General features: G+C 70.6%; 20 protein-coding genes. 5 read left to right on the top strand and 15 right to left on the bottom strand.

The window, feature by feature from the left end:
* Positions 1-14 precede the first annotated feature (14 nt).
* The gene (locus tag ACWZJV_RS20775) at positions 15-1,031 is read right to left on the bottom strand and encodes a GlxA family transcriptional regulator (protein ID WP_008359183.1); all 1,017 of its coding nucleotides are present in this window, start codon (positions 1,029-1,031) and stop codon (positions 15-17) included.
* A gap of 161 nt (positions 1,032-1,192) precedes the next feature.
* Here ACWZJV_RS20775 and ACWZJV_RS20770 point away from each other — a divergent pair, with 161 nt between their 5' ends.
* The gene (locus ACWZJV_RS20770; RefSeq protein WP_008359185.1) at positions 1,193-1,639 is read left to right on the top strand and encodes a MarR family winged helix-turn-helix transcriptional regulator; all 447 of its coding nucleotides are present in this window, start codon (positions 1,193-1,195) and stop codon (positions 1,637-1,639) included.
* Positions 1,640-1,641: 2 nt separating this feature from the next.
* On the opposite strand, the gene ACWZJV_RS20765 is transcribed toward ACWZJV_RS20770, so the two are convergent.
* From ACWZJV_RS20765 to ACWZJV_RS20750, 4 genes are all read right to left on the bottom strand, one after another.
* Positions 1,642-2,832, bottom strand: coding sequence for an acyltransferase family protein (locus tag ACWZJV_RS20765; protein WP_457178332.1), 1,191 nt, complete (start codon positions 2,830-2,832; stop codon positions 1,642-1,644).
* A 76-nt stretch (positions 2,833-2,908) separates the two neighbouring features.
* Positions 2,909-3,295, bottom strand: coding sequence for a hypothetical protein (locus ACWZJV_RS20760; RefSeq protein WP_040755306.1), 387 nt, complete (start codon positions 3,293-3,295; stop codon positions 2,909-2,911).
* Between the two features lie 84 nt (positions 3,296-3,379).
* Positions 3,380-4,201: an aldo/keto reductase gene (locus tag ACWZJV_RS20755; RefSeq protein ID WP_457178330.1), complete on the bottom strand. Its 822-nt coding sequence runs from the start codon at positions 4,199-4,201 to the stop codon at positions 3,380-3,382.
* Between the two features lie 29 nt (positions 4,202-4,230).
* Positions 4,231-5,412, bottom strand: a complete 1,182-nt coding sequence (locus tag ACWZJV_RS20750; RefSeq protein ID WP_196875225.1) for an MFS transporter — start codon at positions 5,410-5,412, stop codon at positions 4,231-4,233.
* Between the two features lie 141 nt (positions 5,413-5,553).
* Between ACWZJV_RS20750 and ACWZJV_RS20745 the strand changes: the two genes are divergently transcribed.
* A complete protein-coding gene (locus tag ACWZJV_RS20745; protein WP_008359194.1) occupies positions 5,554-6,000 on the top strand; it encodes a MarR family winged helix-turn-helix transcriptional regulator in 447 nt (148 codons plus the stop codon).
* Positions 6,001-6,192: 192 nt separating this feature from the next.
* On the opposite strand, the gene ACWZJV_RS20740 is transcribed toward ACWZJV_RS20745, so the two are convergent.
* From ACWZJV_RS20740 to ACWZJV_RS20730, 3 genes are read right to left on the bottom strand one after another with little or no spacing between them, the layout of a single operon-like run.
* Positions 6,193-6,801, bottom strand: coding sequence for a response regulator (locus ACWZJV_RS20740; RefSeq protein ID WP_457178327.1), 609 nt, complete (start codon positions 6,799-6,801; stop codon positions 6,193-6,195).
* Entirely contained in the window at positions 6,798-7,871 is a 1,074-nt protein-coding gene (locus tag ACWZJV_RS20735; RefSeq protein WP_457178325.1) for a sensor histidine kinase, read from the bottom strand. Before ACWZJV_RS20735 ends, ACWZJV_RS20740 begins: the two co-directional genes overlap by 4 nt.
* Positions 7,872-7,881: 10 nt before the next feature.
* Positions 7,882-8,289, bottom strand: coding sequence for a DUF6069 family protein (locus ACWZJV_RS20730; RefSeq protein WP_457178323.1), 408 nt, complete (start codon positions 8,287-8,289; stop codon positions 7,882-7,884).
* 135 nt (positions 8,290-8,424) lie between these two features.
* Between ACWZJV_RS20730 and ACWZJV_RS20725 the strand changes: the two genes are divergently transcribed.
* The gene (locus ACWZJV_RS20725) at positions 8,425-9,078 is read left to right on the top strand and encodes an SDR family oxidoreductase (protein ID WP_457178321.1); all 654 of its coding nucleotides are present in this window, start codon (positions 8,425-8,427) and stop codon (positions 9,076-9,078) included.
* Between the two features lie 9 nt (positions 9,079-9,087).
* Here ACWZJV_RS20725 and ACWZJV_RS20720 read toward each other — a convergent pair whose 3' ends face one another.
* Genes ACWZJV_RS20720 through ACWZJV_RS20710 form a run of 3 tightly spaced genes read right to left on the bottom strand, consistent with a single transcriptional unit; the run spans position 9,088 to position 11,160 of the window.
* Entirely contained in the window at positions 9,088-9,606 is a 519-nt protein-coding gene (locus tag ACWZJV_RS20720; RefSeq protein WP_457178319.1) for a mycothiol transferase, read from the bottom strand.
* 23 nt (positions 9,607-9,629) lie between these two features.
* Positions 9,630-10,703: an NAD(P)H-dependent flavin oxidoreductase gene (locus tag ACWZJV_RS20715; protein WP_457178317.1), complete on the bottom strand. Its 1,074-nt coding sequence runs from the start codon at positions 10,701-10,703 to the stop codon at positions 9,630-9,632.
* A gap of 10 nt (positions 10,704-10,713) precedes the next feature.
* Positions 10,714-11,160 carry a group II truncated hemoglobin gene (locus ACWZJV_RS20710; RefSeq protein ID WP_008359208.1) on the bottom strand — a complete coding sequence of 149 codons (447 nt, stop codon included), beginning with the start codon at positions 11,158-11,160 and terminating at the stop codon, positions 10,714-10,716.
* Between the two features lie 80 nt (positions 11,161-11,240).
* On the opposite strand from ACWZJV_RS20710, the gene ACWZJV_RS20705 reads away from it, so the two are divergent.
* Positions 11,241-11,822 (top strand): dihydrofolate reductase family protein, encoded by a 582-nt coding sequence (locus ACWZJV_RS20705; RefSeq protein WP_457178315.1) that lies wholly within the window; start codon positions 11,241-11,243, stop codon positions 11,820-11,822.
* 18 nt (positions 11,823-11,840) lie between these two features.
* Here ACWZJV_RS20705 and ACWZJV_RS20700 read toward each other — a convergent pair whose 3' ends face one another.
* From ACWZJV_RS20700 to ACWZJV_RS20685, 4 genes are all read right to left on the bottom strand, one after another.
* Positions 11,841-13,166 (bottom strand): alpha/beta hydrolase family protein, encoded by a 1,326-nt coding sequence (locus ACWZJV_RS20700; protein WP_457178313.1) that lies wholly within the window; start codon positions 13,164-13,166, stop codon positions 11,841-11,843.
* A 104-nt stretch (positions 13,167-13,270) separates the two neighbouring features.
* Positions 13,271-13,687 (bottom strand): limonene-1,2-epoxide hydrolase family protein, encoded by a 417-nt coding sequence (locus ACWZJV_RS20695; protein WP_457178311.1) that lies wholly within the window; start codon positions 13,685-13,687, stop codon positions 13,271-13,273.
* Between the two features lie 4 nt (positions 13,688-13,691).
* Complete coding sequence (locus ACWZJV_RS20690) at positions 13,692-14,459, bottom strand: FkbM family methyltransferase (RefSeq protein ID WP_457178309.1); 768 nt, start codon at positions 14,457-14,459, stop codon at positions 13,692-13,694.
* A gap of 116 nt (positions 14,460-14,575) precedes the next feature.
* The gene (locus ACWZJV_RS20685; RefSeq protein WP_457178307.1) at positions 14,576-15,334 is read right to left on the bottom strand and encodes a DsbA family protein; all 759 of its coding nucleotides are present in this window, start codon (positions 15,332-15,334) and stop codon (positions 14,576-14,578) included.
* A 105-nt stretch (positions 15,335-15,439) separates the two neighbouring features.
* Here ACWZJV_RS20685 and orn point away from each other — a divergent pair, with 105 nt between their 5' ends.
* Complete coding sequence (gene orn, locus ACWZJV_RS20680) at positions 15,440-16,108, top strand: oligoribonuclease (protein WP_008359220.1); 669 nt, start codon at positions 15,440-15,442, stop codon at positions 16,106-16,108.
* Positions 16,109-16,144: the final 36 nt, after the last annotated feature.

The following is a 16,144-nucleotide window of genomic DNA, read 5'->3' as shown; positions in this document are numbered from 1 at the left end:
CGCCGCGGGCCGCCTCAGTCCGCGAGCTCGAACTCGGCCCGTCCCTTGCGCCGCCCGCGGTCAGCGGGGAACGCCGACCAGAACCGGCGCTGGTACTGCGACGGTGAGATGCCGAGCCGCGCGACGAACGTACGCCGCAGCGCCTCCGGGCTGCCGTATCCCGACCGCGCCGCCGTCTCGGTCACGCTCGCACCGCCTTCGAGGCACACCCGGGCGAGGTCGAAGCGCACCGCGGTGACGTACTCCGAGGGCGTCTGGCCGAGCTCGTCGCGGAAGCGCCGGGCCAGATGGCGCGGGCTGGTCGAGACGAGCCGGGCGAGGTCGGTCACGGTCCAGGCGCGGGTGGGGTCGGCGTCGACCAGATCGGTCGCGCGGCGCACGATCGACGCCGGTTGCGCCCGGGCCCGCAGCGGGACGGAGTACTGCGACTGGCCGCCGGAGCGCTGCAGGTAGACGAGGAGGAGCTGGGCGACCTGCCGGGCGACGTCGGCGCCGTGGTCGTCCTCCACGAGGGCGAGCGCCAGATCGATGCCCGCCGCGACCCCGGCCGAGGTCAGGATGTCGCCGTCACGTACGAAGATCGCGTCGGGGTCGACGCGCACGCTCGGATAGCGCCGCTGGAGCTCCGGCGCGAACTTCCAGTGCGTCGTCGCGCGCCGGCCGTCGAGCATGCCGATCTCGGCGAGCACGAAGGCACCGCTGCAGATCGAGACCACCCGCCGCGCACGCGAAGCCAGCGAGGCCGCCGCCTCGGTGAGCGGGCTGCGTACGAACTCGTGGGGCGGCCGCTCGCTTCCCGGCAGGATCACGGTGTCGAACTCGCCCGCATCGTGGACGGCGCCGTGCACGGAGACCCGGCTGCCGAGAGAGGTCACCACGTCGTTCCCATCCGGTGAGAGCAGCACGATGTCGTAGGCGTCCACCGCCTGGTTGGCCTCCACGAAGACCTCCGCGGGACCGACGTAGTCGAGCATCTTCACGCCGTCGAAGAGCAGGAACGCGATGCGTCGGCGGGCGTGGGACGAGGGCACGTGACCATCGGCAGGGCCGCGGTCGATCAAAGCGGTGCTGGATATGTCGGTTCACTCCTCGAGGCGGATTACCTTGCGTACAAGGAATCTACGCCGCGCTTACCTTGCACACAAGGCTTCTTTCCCAAAAGGCTTGCGCGCAAGGGTTGTAGGGTGGGCTCATGACAGAGACTCGCCACAGCCTGGAGCTGAGCGAGCAGCTGTGCTTCTCGCTCTACACGGCGCAGCGGCTCGTGACCGCGGCCTACCGACCGATCCTCGACGCCCTTGGCCTGACCTATCCCCAGTACGTCGCCATGCTCGTGCTCTGGGAGAGCTCCCCCGTCACCATGGGCGAGCTCGGCGAGCGGCTGGGCCTCGACTACGGCACCGTCACGCCGCTGGTCAGGCGCCTGGAGGCGGCCGGGCTGATCACCCGCGAGAAGCGCCCCGAGGACCAGCGCAGCGTCCGGCTGCGCCTGACCGACGCCGGCACCGAGCTGCGCAGCCGGGCCGAGGGCGTGCCCGACACCATCGCCGAGGTGATGGCGCTGCAGCCCGAGGAGTTCTCCATCCTCAAGGAGTCCCTCGACCACCTCAGCGACAACGTCGCCCAGCGCCTGCGCTGACCTCACCGCATCCCGAACAGGAACCGGGTCACCGGCGTACGCCTGACGAGGAGGTCGTAGATACCGACCGTGAGCAGCAGCGAGACGGCGACGATGACCACGTATTGGAGGAGCGCCGGGAGGGGCCAGCGGACGACGACGTACGCGACGCCGACCACGACCGGTTGATGCAGGATGTAGATCGGCAGGACCGCGGGGCCGAGATAGCCGGCCAACCGGGCTCGCAGCGACGATCCGTCCTCTCGCGGTGAGGCCCGCGGGCGGTCCAGCAGCCCGAGGATCGCCACCACCGCGCACCAGCCGACGGCTCCGTAGAACGCTCGGCCGACCATCGCGAGCGGGCTCGACTCGACGAACGGATCGTCGGTGAGGAAGAACCCCGGGGCGCCACCGCAGAAGAGGAGCACCGCCGCCACGAGCGCCGTCCTGCCGTTTCGCTGCATCGCGGCGCGGAGCCGCTCGTCGGCGGCGATGAGGAGGCCGAAGATGAAGAAGAGCAGGTACGCCAGCCGGTGCCAGCCGCCGTAGTCGACCTCCAGACCCCACACCGCGCACACCACCGCCAGCGGGAGCCCGGCGAGCAGGATCGTCCACGGCCGCCGCTCGACCGCCCCCGCGACCACCGAGAGCGCTCGCGCGCGCCACCCGTCCGACAGCAGCGCCACCGGCACCGCCACCACCAACGAGAACGCGAGCAGCAGCACCACGAACCACAGGTGCCCCGACTCGAACTGCTCACCACGAACCAGGAAGGGCAGCCGCCCCAGCGAGAGGTGGACGTCGAAGAAGATCGGGAGGTACTCGACGTACGACTCGGGGTGGCCGTCAGCACGCCACCGCAGCCACTGCGGGAACGGCAGCAGGGCGAAGACGGAGAAGACCAGCGGTACGCCGAGGCGGCGCAGCCGCTCCAGGACGAACCCGCTCCCGCCGCGGCGGCGCAGTGACTGCGCCGCCCCGAACCCCGCGATCACGAAGAGCAGCGGCATCGCCCAGACCACCACCGGCCCGGCCGCCATCGCGAGCGGGGCCGTGGTGTCGTTGTGGACGTAGAAGTCGGTCTCGGAGTCGAAGACCAGCGCGGAGTGGAAGAAGACCAGCCCCACGACCACCAGCGCCCGCAGCGCATCCATCTCCGAACGCCGCTCGGGCCGGGCGGTGCCCTCCGCCTCCCCCGCCGGCACGGTCGTCATGACGCCTCAACGTAGCGCCGCGCGCGTGGCCTGTCGCCCTCAATTGCCGGCGGTGCGAGGACCGGCGCCGACCACCTCAGTCGGTCAGACGCAGGTCGTCCTCGGCCCGGGGCGGCAGGTTGGAGAGGGCGGTCTGGACGAGCGCGACGCGGGCCTTGACCGTGACCGCCCGGCGGAGCCGGCCGACGTCGTCACCGATGTGGCGCTCGACGGACTCGCGGATCTGCTCCTCCGGGAAGGACGGGCGACCACCGACCGGGACGTCGACGTCGGGGAGGTCGGTGAGCACCGGGAAGATCTGGGTGCCGATGCTGTCCAGGAGCTTGAAGCGCTGGAACCGGTCGGTCTCGTCCCAGACCTTGTCGATGTCTGCACCGCCCTTGCGGAACCTCCGGCCGGAGGCCAGGAAGGTCTTCGCCGTCCCAGTCAGGGCCACGGTGAGCTCGTGCTCGGTCAATCGCATGAGCCAAGCATGCCCCCAACCAGGACGGACACCACCCCTGGGCCGATCACCGATCGATAACACCTGCCCCGGCAGACCAGGAGGTCAGGCGGCGTTGAACGTCGCCGGGTCCGGGCCGGTGCGGCCGTCGCTCTCCAGGGCATCGATCGCGGCGAGGTCGGCGTCGGTGAGATCGAAGCCGAGCACGTCGATGTTCTGCGCGATCCGCGACGGGGTCACCGACTTGGGGATCACGATCCGGCCCTGCTGGAGGTGCCAGCGCAGGATCACCTGGGCGGTGGTGCGGCCGAGGCGGTCGGCGATCGCGGTGATGACCGGGTTCTCGAGCATGGCGCCCTGAGCGAGCGGGCTCCACGCCTCGGTCGCGATCCCGAGCCTGTCGTCGGCGGCCGCCGTCGCGCGCTGCTGCAGCGCCGGGTGCAGCTCGATCTGGTTGACCGCCGGCACCGTGCCGCCGAGGGTCACGATCCGGTCGAGGTGCTCGGGCAGGAAGTTGGAGACGCCGATCGCGCGGGTCCGGCCCGCGGCGTACAGCTTCTCGAGGCCCTGCCAGGCGGCGGCGTACAGATCGCGGCCGGGGGTGGGCCAGTGGATCAGGTAGAGGTCGACGTGGTCGAGGCCGAGCAGCTCGAGGCTCTTCTCGTACGCCTCGGCCGGCCGCTCGTGGTCGGCGTTCCAGAGCTTCGTGGTGATGAAGAGCTCCTCGCGGGCGATGCCGGACTTCGCGAGGGCACGGCCGACGCCGGCCTCGTTGCCGTAGACCGCCGCGGTGTCGATGCTGCGGTAGCCGGCCTCGAGCGCCGCGGTCACGGCCGCCTCGGTCTCGTCGTTCGGCACCTGGAAGACGCCGTAGCCGAGCTGCGGCATCTCGACGCCGTTGTTGAGGGTGATGTTCGGGATGGTCATGACTTCCTTCTCTTCGAGGTAGGTGAGGTTCAGGCAGGAACAGGAACGGACGTACGCCGCTCTCCCCCGGGCGCACGGACGGCGACCAGCAGCACGAGGAGACCGAGCGCGGTGACCCCGGCGCCCGCCCACAGCGGCGAGGTGTAGCCGAGTCCGGCGGCGAGGGTGAGGCCGCCGATCCACGCGCCGAGCGCGTTGCCGACGTTGAAGGCGGCGATGTTGGCGCCGGAGGCGAGGGTGGGTGCCCGGTCGGCGTACCCCATCACCCGCATCTGCAGGGCCGGCACCGTGCCGAAGCCGACCGCGCCCATCAGAACCAGCGCGACGACGGTCAGCACCTGGCTGGTGGCGACGAGGGCGAAGACGGCGAGGACGACGGTCAGCGCTGCCAGGAGGACGCCGAGGGTGCGGACCAGGTCACGGTCGGCGGCGCGGCCGCCCACGATGTTGCCGAAGAACAGGCCGACGCCGAAGAGGACGAGCAGCAGCGGGACGGCGCCGGCGGAGAAGCCGCTGACCTCGGTCAGGGTGAAGGCGATGTAGGTAAACCCGCCGAACATGCCGCCGTAGCCGAGCACGGTCAGGGCGATCGAGAACCAGACCTGCGGGCTGGCGAAGGCGGCCAGCTCGGTGCGTACGGCCGGGGCGGCCTCCTCGTTGCGGCCGGTGTGGGCCGGGACCAGGAGCGCGATGCCGATGAAGGCGATGACGCCGATCACGGTGATGGCCCAGAAGGTCGAGCGCCAGCCGGCGGCCTGGCCGAGCAGGGTGCCGAGCGGCACACCGAGGACGTTCGCGAGGGTGAGGCCGCCGAACATGAAGGCGATGGCACTCGCCTTACGCTCCGGGGCGACCAGCTGCGCGGCGACGACGGCGCCGATGCCGAAGAACGCGCCGTGGCATAGGGCGGCGATGATCCGGCCGACCATCATCGTGGCGTAGTCGGGCGAGATCGCCGAGATCAGGTTGCCGATGATGAACAGCACCATCAGGCCCAGCAGGGCGGACTTCCGGGGCACGCGGGTGAGCGCGAGGGTCAGGGCGATCGCGCCGATCGCGACGCTGAGGGCATAGCCGGAGATGAGGTAGCCGGCGGTGGTCTCGCTGACCGCGAAGTCGGTGGAGACCTCGGGCAGCAGGCCCATGATGACGAACTCGGTGAGGCCGATGCCGAACCCTCCGATCGCGAGGGCTAGCAGTGCGACGGGCATGGATGACTCCTGAACGTGGACGGGTTGCGTCTGTCGATAGTCCGCGTGCGCAGTAGTTGCACGCGCTTCATATTTATAGTTGCACGCGCGCACTATCCGCGCAACTCGGGTATGCTTGGAGGTGTCCACGAAGGAGGACCCATGGGAATCGCTGACGACGCCGTCGAGATCCGCGCTCAGGGCTGGCGCACGCTGGCCGCCGTGCACGGACTGATCGAGGCCGCGCTCGAGAAGGCGCTGCAGCGCGAGCACGGGCTGTCGGTCGTCGAGTTCACCGTCCTCGACGCGCTCAGCCGCCAGGACGGCTGGCACATGCGCATGCAGCAGCTGGCCCGCGCGGCAGCCCTCTCCTCATCGGCGACGACCCGCCTGGTCACCCGCCTGGAGAACCGCAACCTCCTCACCCGGATCCTGTGCGCCGACGATCGGCGCGGGATCTACACCGAGCTCACGCCCGCCGGACGGGCGCTGCTGAAGAAGGCGCGTCCGTTGCACGACGAGGTGCTGCGTACGGCTCTGGACGAGGCCGCCGAGATCCCCGAGCTCGCGCCGCTCGTGCACGCGCTCGGAACGTTGTCGCCGGCCTGACCGGGCCGGCACAGAAGCCCAGCGAGCTTCGCTCGTTGCTAGTTGACGCCGCCCCGGCTAGGTCGCCGCGCGGGGTGAAGGAAAATTCATTCGCCATCGCTGGGTGAACGAACTTTCATTCGCGATCGCCGAGTGAACGAACTTTCATTCGTCCCTCGCGGGTGAATGAATTTTCGTTCACCCGACAGGAGATCAGCTCAGCCAGCCATTGCGGCGGGCGGTCAGAGCAGCCTCGGTCTTGTTGCGGGTGCTGGTCTTACCTATCGCGGCGGAGAGGTAGTTGCGGACGGTGCTCGGGGAGAGGAACAGGCGCGAGGCGATGTCGGCGATGCTCGACCCGTCCTCGGAGGCTGCGAGCACGTCACGCTCGCGGGAGGTCAGCGGATTCGGGGCGGCGCGGAGCGTGGCGGCGGCCAGGTCCGGGTCGAGAACCGTCTCGCCGCGCAGCACCCGGCGGATCGCGTCGGCCAGCTCCTCGACCGGTCCGTCCTTGACCAGGAAGCCGACCGCGCCCGCGGCCATCGCCTCGCGCACGTAGCCGGGTCGCGAGAACGTCGTCAGGATCATCACCCGGCACTCCGGGAGCCGCGCGGTCAGCTCGCGTGCGGCCTCGAGACCGCTGATGCCGGGCAGCTCGATGTCGAGCAGCGCCACGTCTGGGCGCACCTCGAGCGCGGTCGGCACGATATCGGTGCCGGCGCCGACCTGGGCGACCACCTCGAGGTCGTCCTCGAGCCCGAGCAGCACGGCGAGCGCGCCACGCATCATCGCCTGGTCCTCGGCCAGCAGGATGCGGATCACGATGCCGGCACCGTCGCCTCTAGGCGAAAACCTTCGGCCCCAGGAAGCACGTCGAGGCGACCGTCGACGGCACGGAGCCGCTGCCGCAGGCCCTCGAGCCCGCCGGACCTCTCGCTCGCTCCGCTCGGGCCCGCCGGTCCGCCCACCCCGTCGTCGACCACGGCGAGCCGGAACTCACCACCGTCCTCGGTGAGCTCGAAGCGGCAGCTGGCAGCCCCGGAGTGGCGCAGTACGTTGGTGGCCCCCTCGCGCACGACCCAGGCGAGCGCCTGGCCGGCGATGTCGGGCACCTCGCCCGGGGCTGCGGTCACCGACGTACGGATCCCGGCGGCGTCGAGAGCACGGCGTGCGCCGTCGAGCTCCTCGGCCAGGGAGAGCGTCTTCATCTGGTCGACGGCGACCCGGACGTCGGCCAGGGCGGCGCGGCCGACCTCCTCGATGTCGGCCGCGTGCGCGGCGGCGGCCTCGGGATCACGAGCCGCCAGGCGACGTACGGCCTCGGCCTTGACGACCATCACGCTCAGCGTGTGGCCGAGCAGGTCGTGGAGGTCGCGGGACATCCGGGCGCGCTCCTCGGCCACGGCCGCGCGGGCCAGCTCCTCGCGGGTGCGGCGGAGCTGCTCGACGGCCTCGATGAGGCGCAGGAAGGACGTCGTGGTGATGCCGCTGAGCAGGGTGCCGCCGACGCTGAGCAGGTAGGCGTCGCCGATGCCCTCGATCACCGCGATCGAGACCGCGACCCCGGCCGTGGCCACGGCGATGGCGACCAGCAGGCGCCAGCCGCGCAGCACCGCCGGGGAGACGATGGCCAGCACTCCCCAGACGGTCTGCCAGCCCTCGCCCTGCATCGCGGCGAGCGCGATCAGAGCGACGAGCGAGGGCAGCAGGACGGGGATGCGCTCGGTGACGACGAGGGCGACCGCGGCCGCCGCGATCGCCAGCACCAGAGCGACCTGGCCGAACGCCGGCAAGAGCCCGTCGGAGAGATTGAGCAATGGGAAGAGCAGCAGCACCGGCAGCCACACCAGCACCACGCCGTGGCGCTGGAGGTGACACCTCAGGCCGGACACGCTCGTCACTTTACCGTCGCCGCAGGCCGGCGATGACCACAACGGCCACGACGACGTGCAGGCTCACGAGCCCCAGCCCGGCGGCCACGGTGAGCGCGCTGGTCGGCGTGATCAGCGAGACCGACGCGATCCCGACGGCGAGCATCGTCCAGCGCCTGGTCCCGCGCTCGGAGCGGCCCTCCCACCACCGCAGCAGCGCGCCGCCGGCGAGCCCGATCAGCAAGCTGCTGAGGATGACCGAGCCGATTCCGATCTGCTGCGCCCCCGACCCCGACTTCACCTCGAGGTCCACTCCCCCGGCCGCGGTCCACAGCAGCCAGACGACCGTCGCCGCGACGGCCGCGGCGGCCGCCGTTCCCACGATCCGCGGCCACCCGATTCGGGTGCGCTGCGGGATCTCGTTCGTCACCGTTGTCATGCGAGTCCTCCGTCTCCACCACCCACCGTGGGTGGTGTCTCCAGACTCGCGCCCGAGGGATCTCGGGCGGCAGATGTGAATGTCCGGACCCGATGGTGACAATTGTCAGTGGACTCGTATGCCTAGGGTGAGAGCATGCGCATCGCCATCGTCGGCGGCCACGGCAAGGTCGCCCTGCACCTCCATCCGATCCTCGCCGCCGCGGGCCACACCCCGCTCGCACTCGTACGCAGCGAGAGCTACCGAGACGAGCTCGAGGCGCTCGGCGCCGAGGTCGGCCTGCTCGACATCGAGAACCAGGACGCCGACGGGTTCGCCGCCGCCTTCGCGGGCTGCGACGCGGTGGTCTTCGCCGCCGGAGGCGGCCCCGACGGCAACAAGGAGCGCAAGCGCACCGTCGACCTGGAGGGCTCGACGAAGTCGATCGCCGGCGCGAAGGAAGCCGGCATCAAGCGCTTCGTGCAGGTCTCGGCGATCAACGTCGACGAGCCGGTCCCGGCCGATGCCGGCGAGGTCTGGAAGGCCTACGTCGAGGCCAAGCGCGACGCCGACATCGCCCTGCGCGACAGCGACTTGGAGTGGACCATCCTGCGTCCCGGTGGCCTCACCGACGAGCCCGGGACCGGGCGGGTGAAGCTGGCCCCGAAGCTCGACCGCGACACCATCCCGCGCGCCGACGTGGCCGCGGTCATCGCCGCGGTGATCGACGACGCCGCCACCGTCGGCAAGCAGTGGGAGCTGGTCTCCGGCGACGCCACGGTCGACGAGGCCATCGCCGCAGTGCTCTGAGGCTCGCTCTCAGCGGAGAGCGAGCAGCCCCTTGACGTACGCCGCCTGGCCGATGTGCTGCGCGGCGTCGTCGACGACGCTGACCAGCCGCACCGCAGCGGTGACCGGCGGGTCCCAGCGCTCGTCGATGACGCGCGCGAGATCCTCGTCGCTCAGCGAGTCGACCAGCTCCAGGGTCGCCGCGTGGACGGCCTCGTAGTAGCCGGTCAGTAGCGTCGGGTCCTCCAGCCGGAAGGCCGCGACCTCTGCGGCGGACTGCCCGTAGCCCATCGCACGCGGCCGATAGGGCAGCCCGAACCGCTCCACCCAACCGTCCCGCGCCCACACCTCGTCGGTGCCGGCGAGCGGTGCGATCTGGGCATCCTCCATCCGGCCGATGTGCCACAGGGTCCAGGCGATCGAGTTGGCCCCGTCGTACGGCCGCCACAGCAGGTCGTCGACCGAGAGGCCGTCGACGATCGCGGGGAGGTTCTCCGCGATCCGGCCGAAGCCGTCCGCGAGCAGGCGCTGGGAACAGGTTGGGCTCATGCCCTCCGTTCTACACCGCCGTCCTACTCCGCGTCGGGAAGGAGACTCCGGGCCTCGCTCCACATCCGGGTGACGATGTCGGCCGCGGGCTCGGCGACGGCGCGGCCGGCGGCCTGCCCGGCCCAATGGTTGGCACGGTCGAGAGCCACCGCCGCGGCCGCATCGGGCGTGCCCTTGCGCCACCTGCCGACCAGCCGGCGCTGGTGCGGGTAGGGCGCGGGCGAGGGCGAGTCCGGGTCCTGCCAGGAACGCACATAGGGCGTCGGGGCTGCACGGCCGAGGCGGCCGGAGTAGGCCCGGGTGGCGACCGTGTCCTCCGGCTCGAGCCCGTCCAGCGAGGCCGCCCAGGCGTCGGCGATCCCGGTCTCGGGCGAACGCAGCAGCGCACTGCCGACCTGCACGGCGCTCGCGCCGAGGGTCAGCGCCGCGGCGACGCCACGGCCGTCGGCGATCCCTCCGGTGGCGATGACCGGCAGGTCCACGCCGTCGACGATGTGCGGGAGCAGCGCGAACAGCCCCACCGCCGTACGCTCCGCCGTCTCCGCCTCGAAGACGCCACGGTGCCCGCCGGCCTCGAGTCCCTGGGCGACGATGGCATCCGCGCCGGCCTCCTGGGCGGCCCGCGCCTCGGCCAGGGTCGTGGCGCACGCGAACCAGGCGATCCCGGCCTCGTGCAGACGGTCCACGTAGTCGGGCGAGAAGAGACCCATGATCGAGGAGACGACCGTCGGCCGGGCGGTGAGCATCGCCTCGCACTGCTCCTCGAACGAGGGCGCGGGTGGCTGCTCGGGGCCTGGCGTACCGAACCTTCCGAGAAACTCCTCCGCGGCCGCGATTCTGGCCTGGTCGTCGTCGATCGGGTCGGGGATCCAGATGTTCAGCTGCAGCGAACCCGTCGACATCGACCGGAACTCGGCGGTCCACTCCGCGATCCGTTGCGGCGAGTCGAGCACCACTCCCGCCGCACCCATCCCGCCGGCGTCGGCCACCGCGGCCGCCGCCGCGGGCGGACAGGCGCCCGCCATCGGCGCCTGAAGGATCGGCATCGAGAGGCCGTACGCCTCGCAGAACTCCTGAGCACGTCGTCGGGCGGTCATGCGATCCAGGTTAGTGCTCGATCAGCCCGTCGTGGCCCCAACGGGGCGTCGGCCCGGGGTCGCCGAGGTCGGTGCCGGGCGGGTCCTGGGAGACGTCCTTCGCGATCGCGGTGCCCCAGTCGAAGTAGGCCATCAGCGTCTTGTGCAGCTCGGGCCGGTCGGCCAGCACCTCCTCGATGGCGGCTTGCATCAGCTCGAGCCAGCGCTGCCGGTGCTCCTCGCGGATCCCGAGCCCGAGGTGCACCTTCAACAGAGCCTGGTGGCCGCCGAGGGTGGCGGTGAAGTCGGCCGGGCCGCCGAAGATCTCGCCCAGCCAGACCGCCACCCGCTCGACATGCGTGGGCGTGAAGCTCGCGAACACCGGCGCGAGGAGCTCGTCGGCCAGCACCCTCTCGTAGAACGCGTCGCTCAGCCGGCGCAGCGCGGGAGCACCGCCGAGGTCGTCGTACAAGGTCATGCCTCACCATCACGCGCGGCCGCCGGATACGCAACGAAATACTTGTGGCGGCAGGTGGGTCCGCGCGGCAGGATCTGCAGATGCGCACCCTCATCTACTCAGCGTTCGTATCCCTCGACGGCGTCGTCGACTCCCCCGGCGGCGGCTCGCCGTCCGAGCAGCACCGCAGCGGTGGCTGGACCTTCAAGGACATCGAGTTCCTGCCGGAGGCCTACGCCATCAAGGGCAGCGAGATGGAGGAGGCCGGCGCGCTGATGTTCGGTCGCCGCAGCTACGAGGCCTTCGCCCCGATCTGGCCCGACATCGAGGACTTCGCGGTGGTCAAGGAGATCCCGAAGTACGTCGTCTCGACCTCTCTGGGCGACGACGCTCTGGTCGAGGGCTGGGGCCCGCAGAACATCGTGAGGTCGCTGGACGAGGTCGAGAAGCTCAAGCAGGGCGACGGCGGCCCGATCCTGATCGCCGGCAGCGCCGAGCTCGCCCGCAACCTCTCCGACGCCGGCCTGATCGACCGCTACCACCTGCTCGTCTTCCCGGTCATCCTCGGGGCCGGGAAGTCGCTGTGGAGCGAGACCGACAAGGACAAGCAGATGCTGAAGCTGGTCGAGTCGGAGACCTACGCCAACGGCATCCTCAAGCTCGTCTACGACGTCGTCCGCTGACTCCGGCCAGGACGACGCTCAGGGGCAGCGCGCGTAGAGGCGGCGCGACCCGGTCCCGTACGCACCGGGATCGGTGAACGCGCAGCCGTAGTCGGGTGCGGCGACCGCGGCCCGGTCGAGCACGTCGTCACCGGCCGGGCGGTCGCCGTGCTCGACCCAGTCGACGAGGTCGCCCCAGGCGGCCGAGGCCTCGGCGGGGCTGAACTCGCAGTGCCCGGCGGACCGGATCGCCCGCTGCACGACCAGACCGTCGCGGTGGTGGCGCTTCACCTCACGCAGGTAGATCTGCTCCAGCGAGAACGGCACGAACATGTCGCCGAGGTTGTGCAGGCTCACCACGGGTGCGCTCGGACGGCCGGAGATCCGCGAGGGCGCGTTGAGCCGGTGGCTGTAGCGCCCGGCCGGGTCGGCGGGGGCGATCCGCTCGATCTGAGTGTTGAGATCGACCGGCGAGCTCGGCGTGTAGACGGTGTCCTGGTTGGTCGCGACCCGGGCGATGTTGAAGGCCAAGGTGCCGCCGTCGTCCACCGAGGGCAGCGAGAACAGGAAGTCCTTCCACTGCCCGAAGGCCGCGGTGGCGCCCGGCCGGGGGCCACCGCTGCGCTCGATGGTCATCGCCCGCAGCTGCTCGCCCTCCGGCGTCAGCGTGCCGTCCAGCCCCAGCCGCTCCTTGATCACCGGGACGTCGGCGCTCTGGTAGTCCGCGCCGTAGGGGTAGGCGTCGTACCCGGCGAGCGCCTGGGCGCCGAGGTTGTAGTCGACGAAGAAGTCGAAGAGCTCCACGTCCCCGAGCTGCCCGCACATCGGCATCGCGCCGTCGTAGAAGCCCGGATACTGCTCCAGCGAGCGCCCGATCACGTGCCCGCCCATCGAAACCCCGGTCACATACGTGCGGCTGGCGCGGCGGGGCAGCAGCTCGGAGGCGTACGCCGCCAGGTCCCGCGTCGAGCGCACCCCGGCACCCACGTCGTAGCCGTTGGTCGAGTAGCTCGACGCCGCCCAGGCGTAGCCCTGCTCGAGGAACGTACGCCGCAGCCCGAACGCCGGGGTCTCGGGCGTCAGCGTGTAGCTGAGCCCGCGGTAGCCGTGGGCCCACATCACCAGCTCGCCGTTCCAGTCCGCCGGCACCTCGAGGATGTACGCAGCGTGCTCGTGCACGCCCTGACGCACCGTGGTCGCCTCGCCGCCGACGACGATCGGCGCCACCGCCGGGTTGCTGATCGTGTAGCCCGGCAGCGGCTGGTCACCGGGTGGCTCGGGGTCGGCGAGGACCGGGCCGGTCGAGGCGACCAGAGCGGAAGCGGTCAGGAGCAGGGCGAGTAGAGCGGCTGACGCACGTGGCATGCCTCCGAGCGTAGGGCTCACTGTGACCCACGTCACAAGAATGGCGCACGAGGTGCCTCGTACGCTGCGCACAACGCCGATCGGCGGGCAGCGGCGTCAGCGGCTCAGCGCCCGACGGCCTTCCGGATCGCGCCGAACGCAGCCTGGCCGACGCCCTTGATGCCCGCCGCGATGAACGTCGTCCAGTCGAAGTAGTCGCGCCAGAGCACGATCTTGCCGTCGCGCACCTCGAAGGTGCCGCACACCCAGAACTCGGCGGAGACCGAGCCGCGGCTGAGCACGTCGATGCGCTCGGTGAGCACCACCGGGCCGTTGGCCGCGATGTTGATCATCCGGACCTCGAAGCCGGTGGCGTACTTCCCCATGACCCGCAGCTGGCGCCCGACCTCGGACAGGCCACGGGCGGGCGGCAGGGGCACGTTCTGGTAGGTGACGTCGTCCGCGCACAGCGCCAGCGCCGCGTCGACCTCTCCGGACTCGAGCGCGGCCAGGAACTGCTCGACGATCTGGATCTCGGTCATGCCGTCACGCTATCGCCGATCCGGCGGCAAGGGCAGGGCTCAGCACGACGCAGTCCTGGCGGTGCAGCGTGGGGTCGTCGAGAAGCTCCTCGACGGCGATGCGCTCGCCGGGCACCCGCCGCAGCACGCTCGAGTCCTTCTCCTTGACGAACACGTCGCGGGTCCGCGCCAGCTCGGCAAGGTAGCCGCGGTCCATGTGCTCGATCTCGAGCATCAGCGCCCAGTACGCGTTGCGCCCCAGCGACCTGGCCGCGCCGTCGACGACCTCCCGCTCGAAGCCCTCGACGTCCACCTTCACGCAGAACGAACGCGCCGCGCCGCCGAGCACCTCGTCGAGGGTGGTGACCTCGACGTCGCGGAGCTGCCAGCGGGCCGAGCCGTCGTGGCGCTCGTCGTACAGCGACGACGTCCCCGACCAGGTCCGGTCGACCGCGAACCGCGCCGTGCCGGGCCTGTCGGCGACGGCCTGCGAGCGAAGATCGATCGCGACGCCTCGGGCCTCGAGGGTCTTGCGCAGGACCTTGTGCAGCGATGTGTTCGGTTCGAACCCGATCAGCTCCGCACCCGCCGGGATCTCCACCCCAACGAGCATCTCGCCGTAGTTCACGCCGATGTCGATCACGGTCTGCCACTCGTGCAGCCCGAGCGCCACCCGCCACAGCTCGAGCGAGCCACGGATGATCCGCCCCTTGTTGGCGATCAGGCCGAGAGCCCGCGGATCGGTCGGCTTCACATAGATCCGATGACCTTCTTCGGTCGTCGCGTACGCCATCTCGAGCACCTTCGCCTAGGGGTCTTCGGCCCAGCCGCCATGGGCTGTCGCCGAACCGTACGGTGCCTACCGAAACGGCAGCCGAACCCTGGGCAACGCGGACCGGACTGCCAGCATCAGGAGATCTGCTCGACCAGGTTCGCGGCGTACTCCTCGATGCTGTTGCCGTCCTGGAACTGCTCGCCGTCGAGCAGGATGGTCGGAGTGCCGTTGACGCCGTCGTCGGCGGCCGCCTTGGTGGCGGCGTCGGCCCAGGCCTTGCCGTCGAGGCTCTCGATACGGTCCTTGACCGCAGACTCCTCGGCGCCGGCCTCGACCGCCAGGTCGACCAGATCGGCGGCCTTCGGGAACGGACCGGACTCGCTGGGCTGGTTCTCGAAGAGCAGGTCGTGGAACTTCTTGGCGACCTCGTCGCCTGCTTCCTCCTGGACGACCGCGAAGGCCGAGGTGGCGAGCTCGGAGTAGGGGCCGATCCGGTCGAGAAGCACGAACGGGCGGTAGTCGACCTGCACCTTGCCGTCGGCAGCCAGCTCGGCGAGGTCCTCACGGGAGGCGGCCTCGAAGTCGCCGCAGTAGGGGCACAGGAAGTCCTCGTAGATGACGACCTTGTGGGGCGCGTCGTCGGGACCGATGACCAGACCGTGCTCGCTGCTGCCGGCTTCGGGCGCGGCGATCTCGCTGTCCCCGGAGCGGCTCAGGCTGAACCAGACGAGGCCGCCGACGATCACGGCGATGGCGGCGACGACCGCCACGACGGTGAGGATCGACTTGCGGGCCTGCTTCTTGCGCAGAGCCTCCAGCTCCGCGGCGGCCTTGGCAGCGCGGGCCTCACGCTTCTCCTTGCGCGAGGGGCTGCTGGCTGAATCCGTGCTCATGGGGCCAACATAGGCGCGCCTCCTGAGTGCATGCTGAAACCACGCCATGGGAACCGTTATCACATCGTCTCCTAACCCTCCGCGAAGCCGTTGAGCAGCGGCGTTATGGTGCTCTGCGTGGCTTCACTGAACGAACGTCTGGTCTGGATCGACTGCGAGATGACCGGGTTGTCCCTCGAGAACGACGCGCTCATCGAGGTGGCGGCCCTCGTCACCGACTTCGATCTCAACGTGCTCGGCGACGGGGTCGACATCATCATCAAACCCCCGGCCGAGGCGCTGGAGCAGATGGACGACTTCGTTCGCGACATGCACACCAAGTCCGGCTTGCTGGTCGAGCTCGAGAACGGTGTGACGATGCGTGAGGCGGAGGAGCAGGTCCTGGCGTACGTCTGGGAGCACTGCGGCAAGGACTCCCGGCCGCCCCTCGGCGGCAACACGGTGGCCACCGACCGCAACTTCCTCGCCCGCGACATGCCCGAGCTGGAGGGGTTCCTGCACTACCGCAACGTCGACGTCTCCTCGATCAAGGAGCTGTCGCGCCGCTGGTTCCCGCGGGCCTACTTCTCGGCTCCCCCGAAGCGCGGCAACCACCGCGCGCTGGCCGACATCCAGGAGTCGATCGAGGAGCTTCGCTACTACCGCGAGGCGGTCTTCGTGCCGATGCCCGGCCCTGACTCCGACACGGCGAAGGAGATCGCCGCCCGGCACGGCGCCTCGATCACCGGCCTGATCGATCCGGACGAGGTCGCCGATTCCACAGATCCGGCCTGATTCCCCTATGCTTTCTGCTGGCTCGGACATGCGCTG

Source organism: Nocardioides sp. WG-D5 (assembly GCF_054031175.1).
The sequence above is the reverse complement of the archived record's forward strand: the minus strand, read 5'-3'. Positions and strand labels throughout refer to the sequence as shown.

What these genes read in the sequence shown, in the direction of transcription:
- ACWZJV_RS20770 (WP_008359185.1), top strand. Translation starts at nt 1,193, where the DNA reads ATGACAGAGACTCGCCACAGCCTGGAGCTGAGCGAGCAGCTGTGCTTC.
- ACWZJV_RS20765 (WP_457178332.1), bottom strand. Translation starts at nt 2,832, where the DNA reads ATGACGACCGTGCCGGCGGGGGAGGCGGAGGGCACCGCCCGGCCCGAG.
- ACWZJV_RS20760 (WP_040755306.1), bottom strand. Translation starts at nt 3,295, where the DNA reads ATGCGATTGACCGAGCACGAGCTCACCGTGGCCCTGACTGGGACGGCG.
- ACWZJV_RS20755 (WP_457178330.1), bottom strand. Translation starts at nt 4,201, where the DNA reads ATGACCATCCCGAACATCACCCTCAACAACGGCGTCGAGATGCCGCAG.
- ACWZJV_RS20750 (WP_196875225.1), bottom strand. Translation starts at nt 5,412, where the DNA reads ATGCCCGTCGCACTGCTAGCCCTCGCGATCGGAGGGTTCGGCATCGGC.
- ACWZJV_RS20745 (WP_008359194.1), top strand. Translation starts at nt 5,554, where the DNA reads ATGGGAATCGCTGACGACGCCGTCGAGATCCGCGCTCAGGGCTGGCGC.
- ACWZJV_RS20730 (WP_457178323.1), bottom strand. Translation starts at nt 8,289, where the DNA reads ATGACAACGGTGACGAACGAGATCCCGCAGCGCACCCGAATCGGGTGG.
- ACWZJV_RS20725 (WP_457178321.1), top strand. Translation starts at nt 8,425, where the DNA reads ATGCGCATCGCCATCGTCGGCGGCCACGGCAAGGTCGCCCTGCACCTC.
- ACWZJV_RS20720 (WP_457178319.1), bottom strand. Translation starts at nt 9,606, where the DNA reads ATGAGCCCAACCTGTTCCCAGCGCCTGCTCGCGGACGGCTTCGGCCGG.
- ACWZJV_RS20715 (WP_457178317.1), bottom strand. Translation starts at nt 10,703, where the DNA reads ATGACCGCCCGACGACGTGCTCAGGAGTTCTGCGAGGCGTACGGCCTC.
- ACWZJV_RS20710 (WP_008359208.1), bottom strand. Translation starts at nt 11,160, where the DNA reads ATGACCTTGTACGACGACCTCGGCGGTGCTCCCGCGCTGCGCCGGCTG.
- ACWZJV_RS20705 (WP_457178315.1), top strand. Translation starts at nt 11,241, where the DNA reads ATGCGCACCCTCATCTACTCAGCGTTCGTATCCCTCGACGGCGTCGTC.
- ACWZJV_RS20700 (WP_457178313.1), bottom strand. Translation starts at nt 13,166, where the DNA reads ATGCCACGTGCGTCAGCCGCTCTACTCGCCCTGCTCCTGACCGCTTCC.
- ACWZJV_RS20695 (WP_457178311.1), bottom strand. Translation starts at nt 13,687, where the DNA reads ATGACCGAGATCCAGATCGTCGAGCAGTTCCTGGCCGCGCTCGAGTCC.
- ACWZJV_RS20690 (WP_457178309.1), bottom strand. Translation starts at nt 14,459, where the DNA reads ATGGCGTACGCGACGACCGAAGAAGGTCATCGGATCTATGTGAAGCCG.
- ACWZJV_RS20685 (WP_457178307.1), bottom strand. Translation starts at nt 15,334, where the DNA reads ATGAGCACGGATTCAGCCAGCAGCCCCTCGCGCAAGGAGAAGCGTGAG.
- orn (WP_008359220.1), top strand. Translation starts at nt 15,440, where the DNA reads ATGGTGCTCTGCGTGGCTTCACTGAACGAACGTCTGGTCTGGATCGAC.